The 18,022-nt window shown below is 72.8% G+C and carries 15 protein-coding genes and 1 tRNA gene; 2 read left to right on the top strand and 14 right to left on the bottom strand.

What is annotated here, in order from left to right:
• Positions 1 to 50: 50 nt before the first annotated feature.
• Positions 51 to 953 carry a spermidine synthase gene (locus ACZ6X9_RS15545; RefSeq protein WP_469778496.1) on the top strand — a complete coding sequence of 301 codons (903 nt, stop codon included), beginning with the start codon at positions 51 to 53 and terminating at the stop codon, positions 951 to 953.
• 166 nt (positions 954 to 1,119) lie between these two features.
• Here the strand turns inward: ACZ6X9_RS15545 and ACZ6X9_RS15540 are convergent, their stop codons facing one another.
• From ACZ6X9_RS15540 to ACZ6X9_RS15505, 8 genes are all read right to left on the bottom strand, one after another.
• Entirely contained in the window at positions 1,120 to 2,493 is a 1,374-nt protein-coding gene (locus tag ACZ6X9_RS15540) for a GH1 family beta-glucosidase (RefSeq protein ID WP_469778495.1), read from the bottom strand.
• A gap of 51 nt (positions 2,494 to 2,544) precedes the next feature.
• Positions 2,545 to 3,438: a carbohydrate ABC transporter permease gene (locus ACZ6X9_RS15535; protein WP_469778494.1), complete on the bottom strand. Its 894-nt coding sequence runs from the start codon at positions 3,436 to 3,438 to the stop codon at positions 2,545 to 2,547.
• Positions 3,439 to 3,447: 9 nt separating this feature from the next.
• Positions 3,448 to 4,470, bottom strand: a complete 1,023-nt coding sequence (locus ACZ6X9_RS15530; RefSeq protein WP_469778493.1) for a carbohydrate ABC transporter permease — start codon at positions 4,468 to 4,470, stop codon at positions 3,448 to 3,450.
• Positions 4,467 to 5,771 (bottom strand): ABC transporter substrate-binding protein, encoded by a 1,305-nt coding sequence (locus ACZ6X9_RS15525; protein WP_469778492.1) that lies wholly within the window; start codon positions 5,769 to 5,771, stop codon positions 4,467 to 4,469. Before ACZ6X9_RS15525 ends, ACZ6X9_RS15530 begins: the two co-directional genes overlap by 4 nt.
• Positions 5,772 to 6,123: 352 nt before the next feature.
• Positions 6,124 to 6,196: transfer RNA gene (locus tag ACZ6X9_RS15520), tRNA-His, on the bottom strand.
• A 151-nt stretch (positions 6,197 to 6,347) separates the two neighbouring features.
• The gene (orn, locus tag ACZ6X9_RS15515; RefSeq protein WP_469778491.1) at positions 6,348 to 6,953 is read right to left on the bottom strand and encodes an oligoribonuclease; all 606 of its coding nucleotides are present in this window, start codon (positions 6,951 to 6,953) and stop codon (positions 6,348 to 6,350) included.
• A gap of 5 nt (positions 6,954 to 6,958) precedes the next feature.
• Positions 6,959 to 8,329 carry a GlxA family transcriptional regulator gene (locus tag ACZ6X9_RS15510; RefSeq protein WP_469778490.1) on the bottom strand — a complete coding sequence of 457 codons (1,371 nt, stop codon included), beginning with the start codon at positions 8,327 to 8,329 and terminating at the stop codon, positions 6,959 to 6,961.
• A gap of 367 nt (positions 8,330 to 8,696) precedes the next feature.
• The gene (locus ACZ6X9_RS15505) at positions 8,697 to 9,140 is read right to left on the bottom strand and encodes a hypothetical protein (protein WP_469778489.1); all 444 of its coding nucleotides are present in this window, start codon (positions 9,138 to 9,140) and stop codon (positions 8,697 to 8,699) included.
• A 451-nt stretch (positions 9,141 to 9,591) separates the two neighbouring features.
• Here ACZ6X9_RS15505 and ACZ6X9_RS15500 point away from each other — a divergent pair, with 451 nt between their 5' ends.
• A complete protein-coding gene (locus ACZ6X9_RS15500; protein WP_469778488.1) occupies positions 9,592 to 10,113 on the top strand; it encodes a universal stress protein in 522 nt (173 codons plus the stop codon).
• A gap of 300 nt (positions 10,114 to 10,413) precedes the next feature.
• On the opposite strand, the gene glmS is transcribed toward ACZ6X9_RS15500, so the two are convergent.
• The 6 genes from glmS to ACZ6X9_RS15470 all read right to left on the bottom strand — a co-directional run bounded on the left by glmS (position 10,414) and on the right by ACZ6X9_RS15470 (position 18,010).
• Positions 10,414 to 12,234: a glutamine--fructose-6-phosphate transaminase (isomerizing) gene (glmS, locus tag ACZ6X9_RS15495; protein WP_469778487.1), complete on the bottom strand. Its 1,821-nt coding sequence runs from the start codon at positions 12,232 to 12,234 to the stop codon at positions 10,414 to 10,416.
• A gap of 92 nt (positions 12,235 to 12,326) precedes the next feature.
• Positions 12,327 to 12,602: a hypothetical protein gene (locus ACZ6X9_RS15490; protein ID WP_469778486.1), complete on the bottom strand. Its 276-nt coding sequence runs from the start codon at positions 12,600 to 12,602 to the stop codon at positions 12,327 to 12,329.
• Between the two features lie 78 nt (positions 12,603 to 12,680).
• Positions 12,681 to 13,583, bottom strand: a complete 903-nt coding sequence (locus tag ACZ6X9_RS15485; protein ID WP_469778485.1) for a DUF4429 domain-containing protein — start codon at positions 13,581 to 13,583, stop codon at positions 12,681 to 12,683.
• A gap of 183 nt (positions 13,584 to 13,766) precedes the next feature.
• Entirely contained in the window at positions 13,767 to 14,927 is a 1,161-nt protein-coding gene (locus tag ACZ6X9_RS15480; protein WP_469778663.1) for an acyl-CoA dehydrogenase family protein, read from the bottom strand.
• A 6-nt stretch (positions 14,928 to 14,933) separates the two neighbouring features.
• Complete coding sequence (locus ACZ6X9_RS15475; protein WP_469778484.1) at positions 14,934 to 15,884, bottom strand: hydroxymethylglutaryl-CoA lyase; 951 nt, start codon at positions 15,882 to 15,884, stop codon at positions 14,934 to 14,936.
• Positions 15,881 to 18,010 (bottom strand): acetyl/propionyl/methylcrotonyl-CoA carboxylase subunit alpha, encoded by a 2,130-nt coding sequence (locus tag ACZ6X9_RS15470; protein WP_469778483.1) that lies wholly within the window; start codon positions 18,008 to 18,010, stop codon positions 15,881 to 15,883. Before ACZ6X9_RS15470 ends, ACZ6X9_RS15475 begins: the two co-directional genes overlap by 4 nt.
• Positions 18,011 to 18,022 lie beyond the last annotated feature (12 nt).

The following is an 18,022-nucleotide window of genomic DNA, read 5'->3' as shown; positions in this document are numbered from 1 at the left end:
GTTGATCCCCGGCCGGGGCGCGTCCGTCCGGGCCGGGCGATACTTGGCGTGTGGCCAAAGGGAAGCGGGAGACCGGGGGGACCGGTGGGAACGGACGACGCGCGGGACGCGGGCGCGCCGCGGAGCCCGTCACCGAACAGGTGGCGGGCGGTCTCGCGGAGCTGGAACCGGACCGCGACCGTCCGAACGCCCGGACGCTGCTGATCGACGGCGCGCCGCAGTCCCACGTCGACCCGGACGACCCCACCCGCCTGGAGTTCTCCTACCAGCGGCGGCTCGGCCACGTCGCCGACCTCGTGGCACCGCCCGGACGGCCCGTCCAGGCCCTCCACCTCGGCGGCGGCGCCTTCACCCTGGCCCGCTACGTCGCCGCGACCCGGCCGCGCTCCACCCAGCAGGTCGTCGAGATCGACGCGCCGCTGGTCGCCTTCGTCCGGCGTGAGCTGCCGCTCGATCCTTCGTGGCGGATCCGGGTGCGGTCCGGGGACGCGCGCGAGGTGCTCGCCAAGGTGGCCGACGGGTGGGCGGACCTGATCATCGCCGATGTGTTCGCGGGCGCCAGGACGCCCGCTCATCTCACCAGTGGGGAGTTCGTCGCCGACGTACGGCGGGTGTTGCGGCCCGGGGGCCTCTACGCGGCGAACCTGGCGGACGGTCCGCCGTCCCTCGGGTTCGTCAAGTCGCAGATCGCGACCGTGCGGACGGTCTTTCCGGAGCTGTGTCTGGCGGCGGAACCGGCAGTGTTGCGGGGGCGGCGGTTCGGGAACGCGATTCTTGTGGCGTCGGATTCCGCTCTGCCCGTCGCGGAGTTGACGCGGCGGTGTGCGACGGACGCGGCGCAGGGGAGGGTGGAGGCGGGTGCCGAGCTCGTCGCCTTCGCGGGCGGGGCGGCGGCGGTCACGGACGCGAGTGCTCGGCCGTCGCCGGAGCCGCCGCCGTCGGTGTTCGAGTGAGGGTGCTGCCCCTGTCCCGCCCTTTCACCGTTTCCGCGGGAGGGCCCGCACCCCGGTGAACGCGCCTGCGGCGCGTGTCCTCAAACGCCGGACGGGCTGGGTGTCGCGCCCAGGGGGCTGGGGGCTTGGCCCCCAGGAATCGGCGAAGGGGCGGGCCAGGGGCGACTCACCCCACCCGCCCGGCCCGGATCACCCCCCGATACCACTCCCCACTCTCCTTCACCGTCCGCGACAACGTCGCGTAATCGACGTACACGATCCCGAACCGCTTGCCGTACCCGTACGCCCACTCGAAGTTGTCGAGCAGCGACCACACGAAGTACCCCCACACGTCCGCCCCGTCGGCGAGAGCGCGCAGCACCGCCTCGAAGTGCCCCCGCAGGTACGCGACGCGGTCCGGATCGCGTACGGCCCCCCGTGCGTCGGGCTTGTCGTCGTAGGCCGCACCGTTCTCGGAGACGGCGAGCGGGAGGCCGGGCGCTTCGCGGGTGAAGCGGAGGAGCAGGTCGTACAGGCCGCTGGGATCGACGGTCCAGTCCATGGCCGTGCGGGGCCCGGGCGGCTGGTGGAAGGCGACGCTCTGGGCCCCGGGGTAGGGCGAAGGCGCAGGTGAGGGACGGTTGTCAGTGGCGGCTGATACAACGGACGGCGTGTAGTAGTTGATGCCCAGCCAGTCGAGGGGGTGCTTGATGACGGAGGTGTCGCCGTCGCGGACGAACGACCAGTCCGTGATCCCGGCCGTGTCGTCGATCAGGTCGGCGGGGTACGCGCCGTGGAGCATGGGCCCGGTGAAGATACGGGTGGAGAGCGCGTCGATACGCCGCTGAGCATCCAGGTCGGCGGGTGACGTGGTGCGGGCCCGGACGGCGTTCGGGTTGAGGACGACCGCGACGCGTGCCCGGCGCGGCAGGGTGGCGCGGAGCGCCTGGGCGCCGAGCCCGTGGGCGAGGTTGAGGTGGTGCGCGGCGCGCAGGGCCGCGGCGTCGTCGGTGCGCCCGGGGGCGTGCACTCCCGAGGCGTAGCCCAGGAAGGCGCTGCACCAGGGCTCGTTGAGGGTCGCCCAGGAGTCGACGCGGTCGCCCAGGGCCCGGGCGACGAGCTCGGCGTAGTCGGCGAAGCGCTGCGCGGTCTCGCGGGCGGGCCAGCCGCCCGCCGTCTCCAGCTCCTGGGGCAGATCCCAGTGGTAGAGGGTGAGGACGGGCTTGATGCCGTGGGCGAGCAGCTCGTCGACGAGCCGGCGGTAGAAGTCCAGGCCACGGGGGGAGGCGGGTCCGCTGCCGGTGGGCTGGACGCGCGGCCAGGAGACGGAGAAGCGGTAGGCGCCGAGGCCGAGGGCGGACATCAGGCGGACGTCCTCGGCGTACCGGTGGTAGTGGTCGGTGGCCGTGTCGCCGGTGTCGCCGTTCATCACCTTGCCGGGCGTATGGCTGAAGGTGTCCCAGATGGAAGGGGTGCGGCCGTCCTCGTGGACCGCCCCCTCCACCTGGTACGCGGCGGTCGCGGCGCCCCAGACGAAGCCGGGAGGGAAGGTCGTGGGCATGAACACGCTCCAAAGGGGAGGGGTGGGGAGATGAGGGAGCCGGCACGGGGGTCAGCCCTTGACCGCGCCGCGCATGATGCCGCCGACGATGTGCCGTCCGAAGAGGGCGAGGACGAGCAGCAGCGGCAGGGTGCCGAGCAGTGCGCCGGCCATGACGACGGCCTGGTCGGGAACGTAGCCGCGGCCGAGGCCGGTGAGGGCCACCTGGACGGTCGGGTTGTCCTGGGTCAGCGCGATCACGGGCCAGAAGAAGTCGTTCCAGGCCTGGACGAAGGAGAGCATCCCGAGCACCGCCATCGCGGGCCGTGCGACGGGGAGGACGACGTGCCGGACGACGCGCAGACTGCCGGCGCCGTCCATCCGGGCGGCCTCGACGAGTTCGGTGGGCAGCGCCTCCACGAGGTACTGCCGCATGAAGAACACGCCGAACGCGCTGACCAGGGTGGGCAGGACGACCGTCTGCAGTCGGTCGGTCCAGCCCAGTTCCGCGACGACGGTGAAGAGGGGGACGACGGAAAGCTGCGGGGGCACCATCATCGTGCCGACCACCACCGCCAAGAGGGCGTTCCGCCCCCGGAAGCGCAGCTTGGCGAAGGCGAAGCCGGCGAGGGTGCAGAAGAGGACGGTGCCCAGGGCGACGCAGCCGGCGACCAGCGTCGTGTTCAGCAGGGCCAGACCCAGGTTGGCGTCGCCCCACGCGACGGCCAGGTTGTGCGGCAGGTCGCCGCCGAACAGGAGGGGCGGCGGGGTGTGGGCCAGCCGGGTGTCGTCGTGCGAGGCGGCGACCGCCGTCCACACCAGCGGCAGCACCGAGCCCGCGGCGAAGAGGACGAGCACGGCGTAACCGAGCGGCCCGGCGTGCGGCCGGCCGGCGGTGCTCCGGCGGCGGACGGCTCGCGGGGCCGGCCGGTCACCGGCGGCGGGTGTGACGGGGACGACGGGCACGGCGGCTCCTCACCGGTCCGCGCGCGACCGGCGGGCGAGCAGCCCGCCCGCGGCGGCGACCAGCAGCAGGATCAGGAACATGGTCCAGGCGACGGCGGAGGCGCGGCCGAGGTGGAAGGCGAACCACCCCTGCTCGTACAGATAGAGGCCCAGGGTCTGGAACTGGTGCGAAGCTCCGCCCTTCTGCCCGGCCGCCCCGCCGAACAGCAGCGGCTCGCCGAACAACTGCGTCGCCCCGATCGTCGAGACGACGACGGTGAACAGGATCGTCGGCCGCAGCGACGGCACGGTCACGTGCCGGAACTGCCGCAGCCGCGACGCGCCGTCCAGCGCCGCCGACTCGTACAGCTCGTCGGGGATCGCCTGCATCGCGGCCAGGTAGATCAGCGCGTTGTAGCCCGTCCACCGCCAGACGACGATCGAGGAGACGGCGACCCGGGACGCCCAGGTGCCGCTCTGCCAGTCCACCGGGCCCGCGCCGGCCAGTCCGAGGGCCCAGTTGACCAGCCCGTAGTCCCGGCCGTAGAGGAGGACGAAGACCAGGGTGGCGGCGGCGACCGAGGTGGCGTACGGGGTGAGCAGGGCGACGCGCCAGAAGGTGACGGCCCGCAGCCGCTGGTGCAGCAGATGGGCCAGACCGAGGGCCGTCAGCAGTTGGGGGACGGTCGAGAGCACGCCGATGGTGAAGGTGTTGGCGAGGGCGTTCCAGAAGAACTCGTCGTGCAGCAGCCGGAGGTAGTTGCGGGCCCCGACCCACTCCATCCGGTCCGCGTCGCCGAGTTCCGTGAGTTCGAGCCGGTGGAGTGAGGCCCAGCCGGTCCAGAGGAGGGGGAAGAGACCGAATGCGGAGAAGAAGAGGAAGAACGGCGCCACGAACGCGTACGGGCTCCAGCACATGTCCCACCGGTGGCGGCGGACGCGCCAGGTGGTTCCGCGGTCCGGGGCGGGCGGGGCGCGGTCCGGCCGCGGGCCCGGGCCCGCGGCCGGGTGAGCCTCGGGGTCCTCGGCGGTGGTGGGCGGCGCCGCGGTCATTCGTCCACCGCGTTGTGGATCTCCTTCTGGGCCGCCGCCCAGGCCGCCCGCGGATCCCTGCCCTGCTGCTCGACCTGCGGGATGCCGACGTCGGTGAAGGCGGTGCCGATCTGCTGCTCACGGGGCCCGGTCACCGGTGTGGGCGCGCCCCGGGCGGCCCGGGCGAAGATCCGCGCGACGGGCGCGTCGCCGAAGTAGGGGTTCCGCGCGTCCCGGAGCTCCGGCATGCCGTACGAGGCCGGGGTGGAGGGGAAGCTCGACTGCCGGGCGAAGAGCCGGGCCTGCTGCGCGGGCGCGGTCAGCCAGACGGCGAGTGCCACGGCCTGCGCCCGGTGCGGGGCGGCCTTCGGCACGGTGAGGAAGGAGCCGCCCCAGTTGGCCGGCCGGGGCGCCGCCGCCACGTCCCAGAGGCCACGGCCCGCGTCCCCCGACTTCTCCTTGATGTAGCCGAGCATCCACGGCGGGCAGGCCACGGTGGCGAAGCGGCCGTTCGCGAACGCCTGGTCCCACGGCCTCTCGAACTGCCGCAGCCGCGCGGTCAGCCCCTCGCGGGCCGCCCGCACCGCCAGGTCCCAGGCCGCCCGGACGGCCGGGCCGCCGGAGTACAGCGGACGGCCGGACCGGTCGTAGTACCGCTCCGGATAGCCCTGGACGGCGGCGTTGTAGACGCCCGCCGCCGAGTCGGTGAAGACCGTGCCCGCCGGGGCCCGCTTCCGGTAGGCACGGCCGACGTCCAGGTACTTCCCCCAGTCGCCGGCCCACAGCCGGCCGACGGCCTCGCGGTCCGTGGGAAGTCCGGCGCGGCGGAAGAGGTCCTTGCGGTAACAGACGGCGAGCGGCCCGATGTCCGTGCCGAGCCCGACCGTCCGGCCGTCGGGGGTGGTGGCCTGGGCCCACTTCCAGCCCAGCCAGTCCGCCCGGCGGACCCCCGGCGCCCGGGACAGGTCCTCCAGCCGGCGGCCCTGTCCCGCCGCCAGGTCGTACAGGGCGCCGGCCTCGGCCGCCTGGACGTCCGCCAGCCCGCTGCCGGTCACCAGATGCGTCACGAACTGAGGGAAGTAGGTGTCGTTCCGCTCGATCACGCTCTCCTTGATGCGGATCTCCGGGTGCAGCCGCTCGTATGCGGCGTAGAGCCCGGCCTGCCGGTAGCCGAAGACCCCGAAGGTGCCGACGGAGAGCGTGGTCCGCCCGTCGTCGCCGGCCGCGCAGCCGGTGAGTGCCGAGGCCAGCAGCGCCCCGGCCGCGAGAGCCGCCCGTACCCGGCGGGTCCGGGGGCGCCGTCCGTGCGTGCCGCCGCGCATGCCTCCTCCTGGTGCCGTGCCCGACCGGCCCGGCCGACCGGCGGGCGGAGGCCCGCCAAGGGGCATGCCCGACCGGAGTATTGGGGGGTTCCGGGACTGCCCCGAGACTTGCCGCAACCTGGCGTAGTGTCAAGGACGCGCTGCGTGACGTGGCGTGAGGGGTGAAAGGGAGGGGAGGGGTGTCTTCGGCGTGTCGCTGCGGTGACGCGGCAGGAGCCCGCCGGGCCTGACGGTCATTCGGACGCGGGCGGCCGGCGCGGGCAGGGGGCGTACGCGCGGGGCGTACGGGCGCCGCTCCGGAAACGCCGAAGGCCCCGACCTGGTTTCCCAGATCAGGGCCTTCGGCTCTGAGGGTGAGTAACGGGACTCGAACCCGCGACATCCTGGACCACAACCAGGTGCTCTACCAGCTGAGCTATACCCACCACGACCGGCGTTCGTTTCCGTGTTTCCCACCGGCCGAGAAGAAGTCTACAGGGTCCGGAGGGGTGCTCGCTCCCGGCTTTCGCCGTGCCGGGAGCGAGCTGCGTCACTCCGCCTGGTCCCCGTGGAAAACCCACGGGGACCAGGACCGGACTACGACTGAACAGGAAGGACGTGCTTGGCCGCGATCGCCTTCGCCGTATCGGAGTCCGGACCGGGCTGCGGTACGAAGATCGCCTCGCGGTAGTAGCGGAGCTCGGCGATGGACTCACGGATGTCGGCGAGGGCCCGGTGGTTGCCGGCCTTCTTCGGACTGGCGAAGTAGGCACGGGGGAACCAGCGCCGGGACAGTTCCTTCACCGACGAGACGTCGACGATGCGGTAGTGCAGGTGCTTCTCCAGCTCCGGCATGTCCCGCAGCAGGAAGCCGCGGTCGGTGCCGACCGAGTTTCCGCACAGCGGGGCCTTGCCCGGCTCCGGGACGTACTCGCGGATGTACGCCAGGACCTGCCGCTCCGCTTCCTCGAGCGTCGTCCCGCCGTCCAGCTCGTCGAGCAGCCCGGAGGCCGTGTGCATCTGGCGCACCACCTCGGGCATGGTGGTCAGGGCCTCGGCGGGCGGGCGGACGACGATGTCCACGCCGTCGCCGAGGATGTTCAGCTCGGAGTCGGTGACCAGGGCGGCCACCTCGATGAGCGCGTCGGTCGACAGCGAGAGCCCGGTCATCTCGCAGTCGATCCACACCATGCGATCGTTCATGGAGCTCACCCTACGGGGCGTTCCCGCTGGCCGGGCAGGTGCGGGCTGTACAGGTCGGACTCCGGCTTGCCCGGTTCCACGGCGCCGGGACCGTGCCCCGCTCCGTGGCCGAACCCCGGGTTCCCCGGCCCGTGCCCCAGGGGCATCCCGTGTCCGGGATGCCCGCCGTGCCCACCGGAGTGCGGTGGGCCGCCGAGCGGACCGGCCGCGGCGTGCGCGGCGGCCAGTGCCGTCCGTCTCAGCCCGACCACCGACGGCTCCCCGGGCCGGGGCTCCATCGGCTCGGGTCCGCCGAAGCGGTCGGGCCGCCCGTCCCGGTCCGGCCGCTCGGTCCGCTCCGGCCGGCCGTCGGGGCCGCCCTGGGGCCGGCGCGCCCGGTAGGCCGCCCGGTAGGCAGCGGGGGAGGACCCGAGCTGCCGCCGGAAATGGCCGCGCAGGGCGACGGGGGAACGGAAACCGCAGCGTCCGGCGACCTCGTCCACGGAGTAGTCGGACGTCTCCAGCAGCCGCTGTGCCTGGAGCACCCGCTGGGTGATCAGCCACTGGAGCGGCGCGCTGCCGGTGAGCGAGCGGAACCGGCGGTCGAAGGTGCGGCGGCTCATGTAGGCGCGAGCGGCCAGGGTCTCCACGTCGAACTGCTCGTGGAGGTGCTCCAGTGCCCAGGCGACGACCTCGGCGAGCGGGTCGGCGCCGATCTCCTCCGGTAAAGACCGGTCGAGGTAGCGCTCCTGGCCGCCGCTGCGGCGCGGCGGTACGACGAGGCGTCGGGCGAGCGCCCCGGCGGCGTCCGCGCCGTGGTCGGTGCGGACGATGTGCAGGCACAGGTCGATGCCGGCCGCGGTGCCCGCGGAGGTCAGGACGTCACCGTCGTCCACGAAGAGCTCCCGCGGGTCCACATGGACCGAGGGGTAGCGCTTGGCGAGCGTCGGCGCGTACATCCAGTGGGTGGTGGCGGGTCTGCCGTCGAGCAGTCCCGCGGCGGCCAGCACGAAGGCCCCGGTGCACAGCCCGACGATGCGGGCGCCTTCCTCGTGGGCGCGGCGCAGGGCGTCGAGAGCGGCGGGTGGCGGTGGCTGGGTGATGGACCGCCAGGCCGGTACGACGACGGTGCCGGCCCTGGAGAGCGCCTCCAGGCCGTACGGCGCGGTCAGTTCCAGACCGCCGGTCGTTCGCAATGGCACATCTTCGCCCGCGCAGACGAGCAGGCGATAACGGGGGACCCCGGCGTCCTGCCGGTCGATCCCGAATACGGAGAGCGGAATGGAGCTTTCGAAGATCGGGCCGCCGCTGAACAGCAGTACGGCGACGATCTCCCGGCGGCGGCGTCCGGAGAGCTTGCGCACGGTCTCCGGTACGGTCGTGGAGTCCTGGCTCATGGCGCTAAGCCCCCCTCGGCGGTCGAGTCCTCTCGGTCCTGCACGTTTCCCCTCGGTCCTGAACGGTTCCCCCGCCGGTCATGGCCAAGATCGAATCTACTGCGTCGGATGTCGTCGCGGTGACCAGTTCACCATCCGGCTCTATGTCGACATGACAACTTGGCGCGAAGCGTTCGATCACGAAGCGTTGCACTTGCAGGGCCCGCTGAAAAGTACGCCTCTCGCCACTGCCCTCGCCGCGTAGGGATCAACCGCCCTCAGCGGTCCTTTCCTTGCTGGTCGCCCGGCTGTTGGGGGCTGGTCAGGCCAAGCGAGGGCCCTCGGCCTGAAGTTGGCCGAAAACATACGGGTGTCGTCGTACAAAAACTCAGTCGACGTACGTACTGGTGCCCGCATGGCGTGCGCCGCGGTGCGTACCGGTACCCGTGCGGCCGTGCCGGCCGCGGTGCGGGGAGACGGGTGCCCCGGCCCGTCCGACTGCCTCGTCCGCGAGGTCGTCGAGGGCCCCTTCGAGTGCTCCCGCGACCTCTTCGTCCCGGGCCGCCCGGCCGCTCCCGGAGCCCCGGCCGGTGGCCCGGAGGCCGCGCCCGGCGGCCCGTTCCGAGCGGCGGAGCAGGGCGTGGCAGGCGCAGGTGACCGCCACGAGGCCGGCGGCGCTGCCGGCCGCCCCTCCGACGGACCGTCCGCACATCAGCAGGACGACGGGGACCAGGGCGCAACTGAACGCCGCCCAGCGCACGACGTCGCTCACCGGATCGGGCGATTCCCGGTCGGGTTCTGCGGCGTGGGCGTCGTCGCGGGTTCCGGGCACGGAGCGGCTCCCTGGTGGCGGCTGCTGGCGGTAGTACAACGCCGGTCCGGCGTGTGGGTCACTCGGCGAACGGGCAGGGGTAGGGACACACGGGGCATTGCGCTGGGGACGGCCCTCGTGCATGCTCCGGGGAACGCTCACCCGTCAGCCGTCACACCCGTCGAGGGGACACCGCGTGTCGCACCCGTCGTCCGGACGTCCGCCCCCCGGGGACGGCCGTCGCGGGCGGGTGACCGCCGGCGTCTTCCGGCCCCGTCCGGCGGGCCGGCCTCTGGGCACCCGGCGGGCGGGGCCGTACCCTGGGGGGTAAGTCCTTGAAAAGATGAATCCCGGACGGATTTTTGTCGTCGTACTGACATCCATGCGCCCGCTCGGTGTCCCGTACGGCGGGAAATGTCCCGTCAGCCCACCGCCGACCCTCCGCAAGAGGATTTCCTTCGCCGAGACACCGATGGCCGGTCACGAATTCTCCGAACCCGCGGACCGCAAGCGGATCGCCGATCAGACGGCGCTTCCCGAAGCGGCGGAAGAAACACGTCATTCCTGCGATCCGGCGTTCCAGCACGGCGTCGTGGTGGGTTTCGACGGCTCCACGTCGAGCGAACGGGCGCTTGCTTATGCAATCGGAATGGCCCGGCGCTCCGGCTCGGGCCTGATCATCGTCCACGTGGCCAACCGGCTGCCGACGACCGTCTGGGCGGGCTGCGAGCCGCCGGTCTTCGTGGACGTCCCCGACCACCGCACCGAGGTGCTGGGCCTGGAGCTGGCCTGTGCCGACCATCTCTCCGAGGTCTCCTGGATCCTCGTCGAGCGCGGCGGGGACATCTGCCACGAGCTGGAGGAGGTCGGGCGGGAGTACGCGGCCGACGCCATCGTGGTGGGTTCCACCCATGGGATCGTCGGCCGGATCTTCGGCTCGGTGGCCGGCCGGCTGGCCCGGCGGGCGCAGCGTCCCGTGGTGGTCATTCCCTGAGACGCCAGGGGCGCCCGGTGTTCCCGGGTTCTCGGAAGCGGGAAGGGACGGGCCGCACGCGGCTTCCGTCCCCTCTCGGCTTCCGTCCCCTCAACTTCCGCTCACCGGGCGCCCGGTGAGCCGCCCGCGCGCCTGTGAGAGGGGTACGGAAGGCCCCCCGCGTGCCAGGCGGCCCGTGCGGGGAGGATCGTCGGCGGGCCGTCGCCCCAGGGCGTGGGCCCGCCGGATACACGTCCGTTCGACTACGCGTCCGCTCGGCTTACGCGTCGGCTCGACTACGCGTCCGCTCAGTCTGCGCGACTACTCGACGGTGACGGACTTCGCCAGGTTGCGCGGCTTGTCGATGTCGCGGCCCATGGCCTTGGCCGTGTAGTAGGCGAAGAGCTGGAGCGGGATGCCCATGAGGATCGGGTCCAGCTCGTCCTCGTTCTTCGGCACCACGATCGTGTGGTCGGCCTTCTCCTGCACCTGGTGCGCGACGGCGAGGATGCGGCCGCTGCGGGCCTTGATCTCCTCCAGGGCGGCGCGGTTCTTCTCCAGCAGCTCGTCGTCAGGGACGATCGCGACGGTCGGCATGGCGGGCTCGATCAGGGCCAGCGGGCCGTGCTTGAGCTCCGACGCCGGGTAGGCCTCGGCGTGGATGTACGAGACCTCCTTGAGCTTGAGGGAGGCCTCGCGGGCCACCGGGTAGCCCCGGACGCGGCCGATGAACATCATCGACTTGGCGTCGGCGTACTCGGCGGCCAGCTTCTCGATCTCCGCCTCGTTGCCGAGGATCTCCTCGATCTGCGCGGGCAGCTTGCGCAGGCCCTCGATGATGCGCTTGCCGTCGGCGACGGACAGGTCGCGGGTGCGGCCCAGGTGCAGGGCGAGCAGGCCGAAGGAGACCACCATGTTGGTGAAGCACTTGGTGGAGACGACGCAGACCTCGGGTCCCGCGTGCACGTAGATGCCGCCGTCGGTCTCCCGGGCGATGGCCGAGCCGACCACGTTGACCAGGCCGAGGACGCGGGCGCCCTTGCGCTTGAGCTCCTGGACGGCGGCGAGCACGTCGTACGTCTCACCGGACTGCGACACGGCGATGTAGAGGGTGTCCGGGTCCACGACCGGGTTGCGGTAGCGGAACTCGGACGCCGGCTCGGCGTCCGCGGGGATGCGGGCCAGCTCCTCGATCATCTGGGCGCCGATCTGGCCGGCGTGGTACGAGGTGCCGCAGCCGAGGATCTTCACCCGGCGCACGGCGCGGGCGTCGCGGGCGTCGAGGTTGAGGCCGCCGAGGTGCACGGTGGAGAAGCGGTCGTCGATGCGGCCGCGCAGGGCGCGGTCCACGGCGTCGGCCTGCTCGTGGATCTCCTTGTGCATGTACGTGTCGTGGCCGCCCATGTCGTACGACTCGGCCTCCCACTCCACGGTGGTGGGCTGCGACGAGGTGGAGGAGCCCTCGGTGGTGTAGGTGCGGTAGTCGTCGGCCTTCAGGGTGGCCATCTCGCCGTCGTCCAGGGTGACGACCTGGCGGGTGTGGCTGACCAGCGCGGCGACGTCGGAGGAGACGAACATCTCCTTCTCGCCTATGCCGAGGACGACCGGGGAGCCGTTGCGGGCGACGACGATGCGGTCCGGGAAGTCGGCGTGCAGCACGGCGATGCCGTAGGTGCCCTCGATGTGCCGGACGGCGTCGCGGACCTTCTCCTCCAGCGTGGCGGCCTGCGAGCGGCCGATGAGGTGGGCGAGCACCTCGGTGTCGGTGTCGGAGAGGAACGTCACGCCGTCGGCGGTGAGCTTGGCGCGCAGCTCGGAGGCGTTGTCGATGATGCCGTTGTGGACGACGGCGACCTTCTCGTCGGCGTCCACGTGCGGGTGGGCGTTGACGTCGTTGGGGGCGCCGTGGGTGGCCCAGCGGGTGTGCGCGATGCCGGTGGTGCCGTTGAAGCGCTTGGGGAGGCGGGCCTCCAGCTCGCGGACGCGGCCCTTGGCCTTGGCGGTCTTCAGGCCGCCGGCCTTGCCGCTCGCGTGCAGGGCGATGCCCGCGGAGTCGTAGCCGCGGTACTCCAGGCGCTGCAGACCCTCCAGCAGCAGCGGGGCGACGTCCCGCTTGCCGATGTAACCGACGATTCCGCACATGGTGATGACCCTCCCAGACAAACGATCAGTGATGCCCGCGGGCGGCAGCAGCCGCCGTTCCGCCGTGGACGCCGTCCCGGCCCGGTGCCGCCTCAGCCGTAGACGATGCGCCGCAACTGGCGCAGCGAGAGCGGGGGCGGGGCGACCGCGCGGTGCGGCAGTTCGGCCGCGATCCGCTCGAAGATCTCCGCGTTCGCCAGGCCACCGGACTGCAGTTCGCGGTGGCGGCGGCGGACGAACTCCTCGGCCGTCTCGTCGAAGTACGCCAGGACGTCCAGGACCACCCGGGCGGCCTCGCCGCGCTGGAGCGGCGTGCTGCGCACCAGGTGGTCCACCAGGTCGTCATGGGGCGTACGGCGTTCGAGCACCCGTTGATACTGAGGGGTACCGCAGCGTTTCGCAAGAATCCTGCCCGATTTCGGGCAAGGGTCGTGGCAAAGTGTTGATCATTTTGCCTGGAAACGCTGGAGAATCGCCTGTTTCGCGGCGGTGAACTCGTCCTCGGTGAGAATCCCGGACTGGCGCAGCTCGCCCAGCTCCCGCAGCCGGCGGAGCAGGACGTCATGGTCGTCGGCGGCCGGGGCGTCCACCGGGGCCCGGTCCAGTGCGGCGGGCGCGGCGGGCACCGGGACCTCGTGCGCCGCCGGCGCGGACGGGTGCGGCAGCCGGGCCGTGACGGCCGCGCCCAGCAGGGCCATCAGCCCGTCCTTCTTGAAGCCGTAGAGCTCGATGGCGTTCGGATCGTGCTTGGCGGGCGTCTTCGTGGGCGCGCCCCGGACGAGGAACCGCAGGTAGCCGTTCTCCAGCCCGATGCCCGGCAGCCACTCCACGCCCGTGATGTCGGCCAGCGTCAGTTCCCGGGGGCCGCCGGACGCCTTGCCCTCGTCGGTGATCCAGTTCCACTCCAGCCGGACCTTCTCGCCGTCGAAGGAGGCCGTGCCGTCGCCGGCGCCGACCGCCAGCGGGACGGCGGGCCCGGGCAGCAGATAGCGGTCCGTCGGGCCGTCCGGCACCTGCTCCAGCAGCAGGGCCGTGCGGACCTCCTCCGCGAAGTACTCGGCGACGCCGGCCCGGTCCGGGTCCGTCTTGAGCTGGTACGGGTCGATGGCGTCCGTCATCCGGCCGCGCGTCACCTGGGAGAGCGGGTCGGCCCCCTCGCGCAGCCGCAGCCGCAGCCGGCCGGCCTTGCGGCCCGGCTCGAAGGCGATGCCCGCCACTGCCTCCAGCGGCACGGTCAGCTCACCCAGCGTCTGCCGGACCAGGTGCACACCGCGCTCGCGGCCCGGGACGATGCGTATCGCGTCCCCGTCGAACGTCCACGTGCCGTCCTTCTGGAAGATCTCTGCCATGGACGAATTCTCGCAGTCGGCGGACGGGTGGGTGGAGCGGTCGTGCGGCGGGGCGGGCGGGCAGGGGGCGGCGGCCGGGCGGGGCCGAGTGGGGCGGATGGGTGTGCGCGGGGCGGGCGGGCCCCCGGGGCGGATGGGTGTGCGCGGGGCGGGCGGCACACCCGCCCGCCCCGCGCACAGCGGTCAGCCCGTGAGCCCCAGCTCCCGGGCGATCAGCATCCGCTGCACCTCGCTGGTGCCCTCGCCGATCTCCAGGATCTTGGCGTCGCGCCACATCCGGGCCACCGGGTACTCGTTCATGAAGCCGTAGCCGCCGTGGATCTGGGTGGCCTCGCGGGCGTTGTCGACCGCGATCTCCGAGGAGTAGAGCTTCGCCAGCGCCGCCTCCTTCTTGAACGGTTCGCCGTGCACCAGCCGGGAGGCCGCGTCACGCCAGGCGAGCCGGGCGGTGTGGGCGCGCATCTCCATGTCGGCGATCTTGAACTGGATGGCCTGGTTGTCGCCGATCGGCCGGCCGAACGCCCGCCGGGTTTTCGCGTACGCCAGCGACTCGTCGACGCAGCCCTGGGCCAGGCCGGTGGCCAGCGCGGAGATCGCGATCCGGCCCTCGTCGAGGATCCGCAGGAACTGGGCGTAGCCCCGACCCTCCTCGCCCAGCAGGTTCGCGCGCGGCACGCGGACGTCGGAGAAGGACAGCTCACGGGTGTCCGAGGCGTTCCAGCCGACCTTGGAGTAGGGGGCCGCGACGGTGAAGCCGGGGGTGCCCGAGGGGACGATGATCGTGGAGATCAGCGGCTTGCCGTCCGGCGTGCGGCCGGTCACGGCGGTGACGGTGACCAGGGCGGTGATGTCGGTGCCCGAGTTGGTGATGAAGCACTTGGTGCCGTTGATGACCCACTCGTCGGTGGCCTCGTCCAGCCGCGCGGTGGTGCGGGTGCCGCCCGCGTCCGAACCGCACTCCGGCTCGGTCAGACCGAAGCCGCCCAGTATCTCGCCGGCGCACAGCCGGGGCAGCCACTCGCGCTTCTGCTCCTCGGTGCCGAAGCGGAAGATCGGCATCGCGCCCAGGGAGACACCGGCCTCCAGGGTGATCGCCACGGACGAGTCGACGCGGGCCAGCTCCTCCAGAGCGATGCCCAGGGCGAGGTAGTCGCCGCCCATCCCGCCGTACTCCTCGGGGAAGGGGAGGCCGAAGAGGCCCATGCGGCCCATGTCGCGGACGATCTCGTACGGGAACTCGTGGCGCTCGTAGAAGTCCCCGATCTTCGGGGCGATCACGTCGTGGGCGAACTCCTCGACGGTGCGGCGGAGTTCCTCGTGCTCGGGGGTCAGGCGATGGTCCAGCATGGCTCAGGACTCCTGGTGGGAGATGGCGCGGACGGTACGGGACGGGCTCGGCCGTCCCAGGTGGGCGGCCATCCACACGCTTGTGGCGGTGAGCCGGCCGAGGTCGACCCCGGTGTCGATGCCGAGGCCGTGGAGCATCCAGACGAGGTCTTCGGTGGCGAGGTTGCCGGTGGCGCTCTTCGCGTACGGGCAGCCGCCGAGGCCGCCCGCCGAGGCGTCCACGGTGGTCACACCGTGGCGCAGGGCCGTGAGGGTGTTGGCCAGGGCCTGGCCGTAGGTGTCGTGGAAGTGCACGGCGAGGTGCTCGGTGGGGACGCCCGCCGCGGTGAACGCCGTGAGGAGGGCCGTGACGTGGCCTGGGGTGGCGACGCCGATGGTGTCGCCGAGGCTCAGCTCGTCGCAGCCCATCTCGTACAGGCGGCGGCCGACGTCCGCGACCCGCTCGATCGGGACCGGGCCCTCCCACGGGTCCCCGAAGCACATCGAGAGATAACCGCGGACGCGGGCGCCTTCGTCCTTCGCCCGGCGGACCACCGGCGCGAACATGGCGAGCGACGCGTCGACCGTGCGGTTGAGGTTGGCCTTGGCGAACGACTCGGTGGCGCTCGCGAACACGGCGATCTCCCGGGCGCCCAGGGCGAGGGCGCGGTCCAGGCCGCGCTCGTTGGGGACGAGGACGGGGAGCCGGACTCCGTTGCCGGCGAGCCCGTCGACGAGGGGCAGGAGCTCCTCGGCGTCCGCGAGCTGCGGCACCCACTCCGGGCGGACGAAGCTCGTCGCCTCGATCGTGCCCAGGCCGGCGTCGGCGAGGCGGCGGATGAAGTCCGCCTTCACCTCGACCGGGACGATCGCCTTCTCGTTCTGCAGGCCGTCACGGGGGCCGACCTCGTGGATCCGGACGCGGTCCGGGAGGGCGGGGTCCCGTACGGGCATGGGGAGGCCGTCGGTCGTCATGCTTCCTCCTGGGCGGCGGGCCGGTCCGGGGCGACGACGGCCAGGACTTGGTCCATGGCGACCGTGCTGCCTGGGGTGACGTCCAGTTCCGTGACGGTGCCGTCGTGGGGGGCCGCGATGACGTGCTCCATCTTCATCGCCTCCACGACGAGCAGGCTCTGGCCGGCGGTGACGCTGTCCCCGACGGCCGCCTTGACGACGGTGACCGTGCCGGGCATCGGCGCGGTGAGCGCCCCGGCGTGTGCCGCCGCGCCCGCGCCCCCGGCGGCGACCGGGTCGTGGTCGAGGACGTGCCAGGTGTCCCCGGCGTGCGCCAGCCAGGTCCCGGCGGAGCCGGTTCCGGTTCGGTCGGGGGCCGTCACAAAGGGGGTGGTGTGGCCGTCGAGGTCCAGGGTGAGGCGGTGAGGGCCGGTGCGGAGGAGGCGGGCACGGCGGGGTGCGCCTGCGGCGCGCTGCTCCCCAGCCTCTCCCTCAGAGGGGGAAGCCCCGCTTGCCGAAACCGGGGGCAGGCCCCCGGTCCCCCCGGCCCCCGCGCCCTCCGGCGCGTCCAGCAGCACCTCCGTCCCCGACGCCGTCGTCCGGACCCGGACCGTCACCGGGTCCCGTCCGGGCACCCGCAGGTGGTGCGGTGTCCAGGCGGGCTCGCCGCCCAGGCGCCAGGCGTCCGGGACGGAGAACGGGTCCGTCCAGGCGTCGGGGGCGGTGGGCGGGGCGAGGGCCGCCTGGCGGGTGAGGGCCGCTGTCGCGTAGACCTCGTCGGGGACCGTGTCCGCCAGCAGCGACGGGCCGTCGCGGTCGACGAGGCCGGTGTCCAGGTCGCCCGAGACGACCGCCGGGTGGGCCAGGAGGCGGCGGAGGAAGCCGGTGTTGGTCTCCAGGCCGAGGATGGTGGTGTCCGCGAGGGCGGCGCGCAGGCGGCGGAGGGCCGTGGCGCGGTCGGGGCCGTACGCGATGATCTTGGCGAGCATCGGGTCGTAGTCGGTGCCGATCTCCGTGCCCGGGAGCAGGCCGGAGTCGACGCGGATGCCGGGGCCCTCGGGCTCGTGGAGGGCGACGATCTTCCCGGCGGACGGGAGGAAGCCGCGAGCGGGGACCTCGGCGCAGATGCGGGCCTCGACGGCGTGGCCGGTGAGGGTGATGTCCTCCTGGGTGACGGCCAGGTGTTCGCCCGCCGCCACGCGGAGCTGCCACTCCACCAGGTCGAGGCCGGTGATCAGCTCCGTGACCGGGTGCTCGACCTGAAGGCGGGTGTTCATCTCCATGAAGTAGTAGGCGGAGGGGTCGCCGCCGGGGACGATGAACTCCACCGTGCCCGCGCCCGTGTAACCGCAGGAGCGGGCCGCCTGGACGGCGGCGGCGCCCATCGCCGCGCGGGTCGCCTCGTCCAGCAGGACGCTCGGCGCCTCCTCGATGATCTTCTGGTGGCGGCGCTGGAGCGAGCACTCGCGCTCGCCGAGGTGGACGACGTTGCCGTGGCCGTCCGCGAGGACCTGGATCTCGATGTGCCGGGGGCGGTCGATCCACCGCTCCACCAGCAGCGTGTCGTCGCCGAAGGAGCCGCGCGCCTCCCGCCGGGCCGCCGCGATCTCCTCGGCGAGCAGCGCCTCGTCGCGGACCAGCCGCATGCCCTTGCCGCCGCCGCCGGCCGACGGCTTGAGCAGCACCGGCATGCCGATCTCCCGCGCCGCGTCGATCAGTCGGGCGTCGCTCAGGCCGCTGCCCGTCGAGCCCGGGACGACCGGGACGCCCGCCGCCCTGACCGTCTCCTTCGCACGGATCTTGTCGCCCATGAGGTCGATCGCGTCGGCCGGCGGGCCGATGAAGACCAGGCCGGCGTCCGCGCAGGCACGGGCGAACGCCGCGTTCTCGGCGAGGAAGCCGTAACCGGGGTGGACGGCCTGTGCGCCGGCCCGTTCGGCGGCGGCCAGCAGCCGTTCGACGGACAGGTAGCTCTCGGCGGCGGACGCCGGGCCGAGGCGGACGGCCGTGTCGGCCTCGCGGACGTGCCGGGCGTCGGCGTCCGCGTCGCTGTAGACGGCGACCGAGCGGATGCCCAGCTCCCGCAGGGTGCGGATGACGCGGACGGCGATCTCGCCTCGGTTGGCGACCAGGACACTCTCGAACATCGTCACGTCTCC

Source organism: Streptomyces sp. NPDC052910, from assembly GCF_055585605.1.
Note: the sequence above shows the minus strand (reverse complement) of the source record. Positions and strands in the feature narration are given on the sequence as shown.

Excerpts from the sequence above, each read along its gene's own strand:
- ACZ6X9_RS15540 (WP_469778495.1), bottom strand. The coding sequence starts at position 2,493 with ATGCCCACGACCTTCCCTCCCGGCTTCGTCTGGGGCGCCGCGACCGCC.
- ACZ6X9_RS15530 (WP_469778493.1), bottom strand. The coding sequence starts at position 4,470 with ATGACCGCGGCGCCGCCCACCACCGCCGAGGACCCCGAGGCTCACCCG.
- ACZ6X9_RS15525 (WP_469778492.1), bottom strand. The coding sequence starts at position 5,771 with ATGCGCGGCGGCACGCACGGACGGCGCCCCCGGACCCGCCGGGTACGG.
- orn (WP_469778491.1), bottom strand. The coding sequence starts at position 6,953 with ATGAACGATCGCATGGTGTGGATCGACTGCGAGATGACCGGGCTCTCG.
- ACZ6X9_RS15510 (WP_469778490.1), bottom strand. The coding sequence starts at position 8,329 with ATGAGCCAGGACTCCACGACCGTACCGGAGACCGTGCGCAAGCTCTCC.
- ACZ6X9_RS15500 (WP_469778488.1), top strand. The coding sequence starts at position 9,592 with ATGGCCGGTCACGAATTCTCCGAACCCGCGGACCGCAAGCGGATCGCC.
- glmS (WP_469778487.1), bottom strand. The coding sequence starts at position 12,234 with ATGTGCGGAATCGTCGGTTACATCGGCAAGCGGGACGTCGCCCCGCTG.
- ACZ6X9_RS15485 (WP_469778485.1), bottom strand. The coding sequence starts at position 13,583 with ATGGCAGAGATCTTCCAGAAGGACGGCACGTGGACGTTCGACGGGGAC.
- ACZ6X9_RS15475 (WP_469778484.1), bottom strand. The coding sequence starts at position 15,884 with ATGACGACCGACGGCCTCCCCATGCCCGTACGGGACCCCGCCCTCCCG.
- ACZ6X9_RS15470 (WP_469778483.1), bottom strand. The coding sequence starts at position 18,010 with ATGTTCGAGAGTGTCCTGGTCGCCAACCGAGGCGAGATCGCCGTCCGC.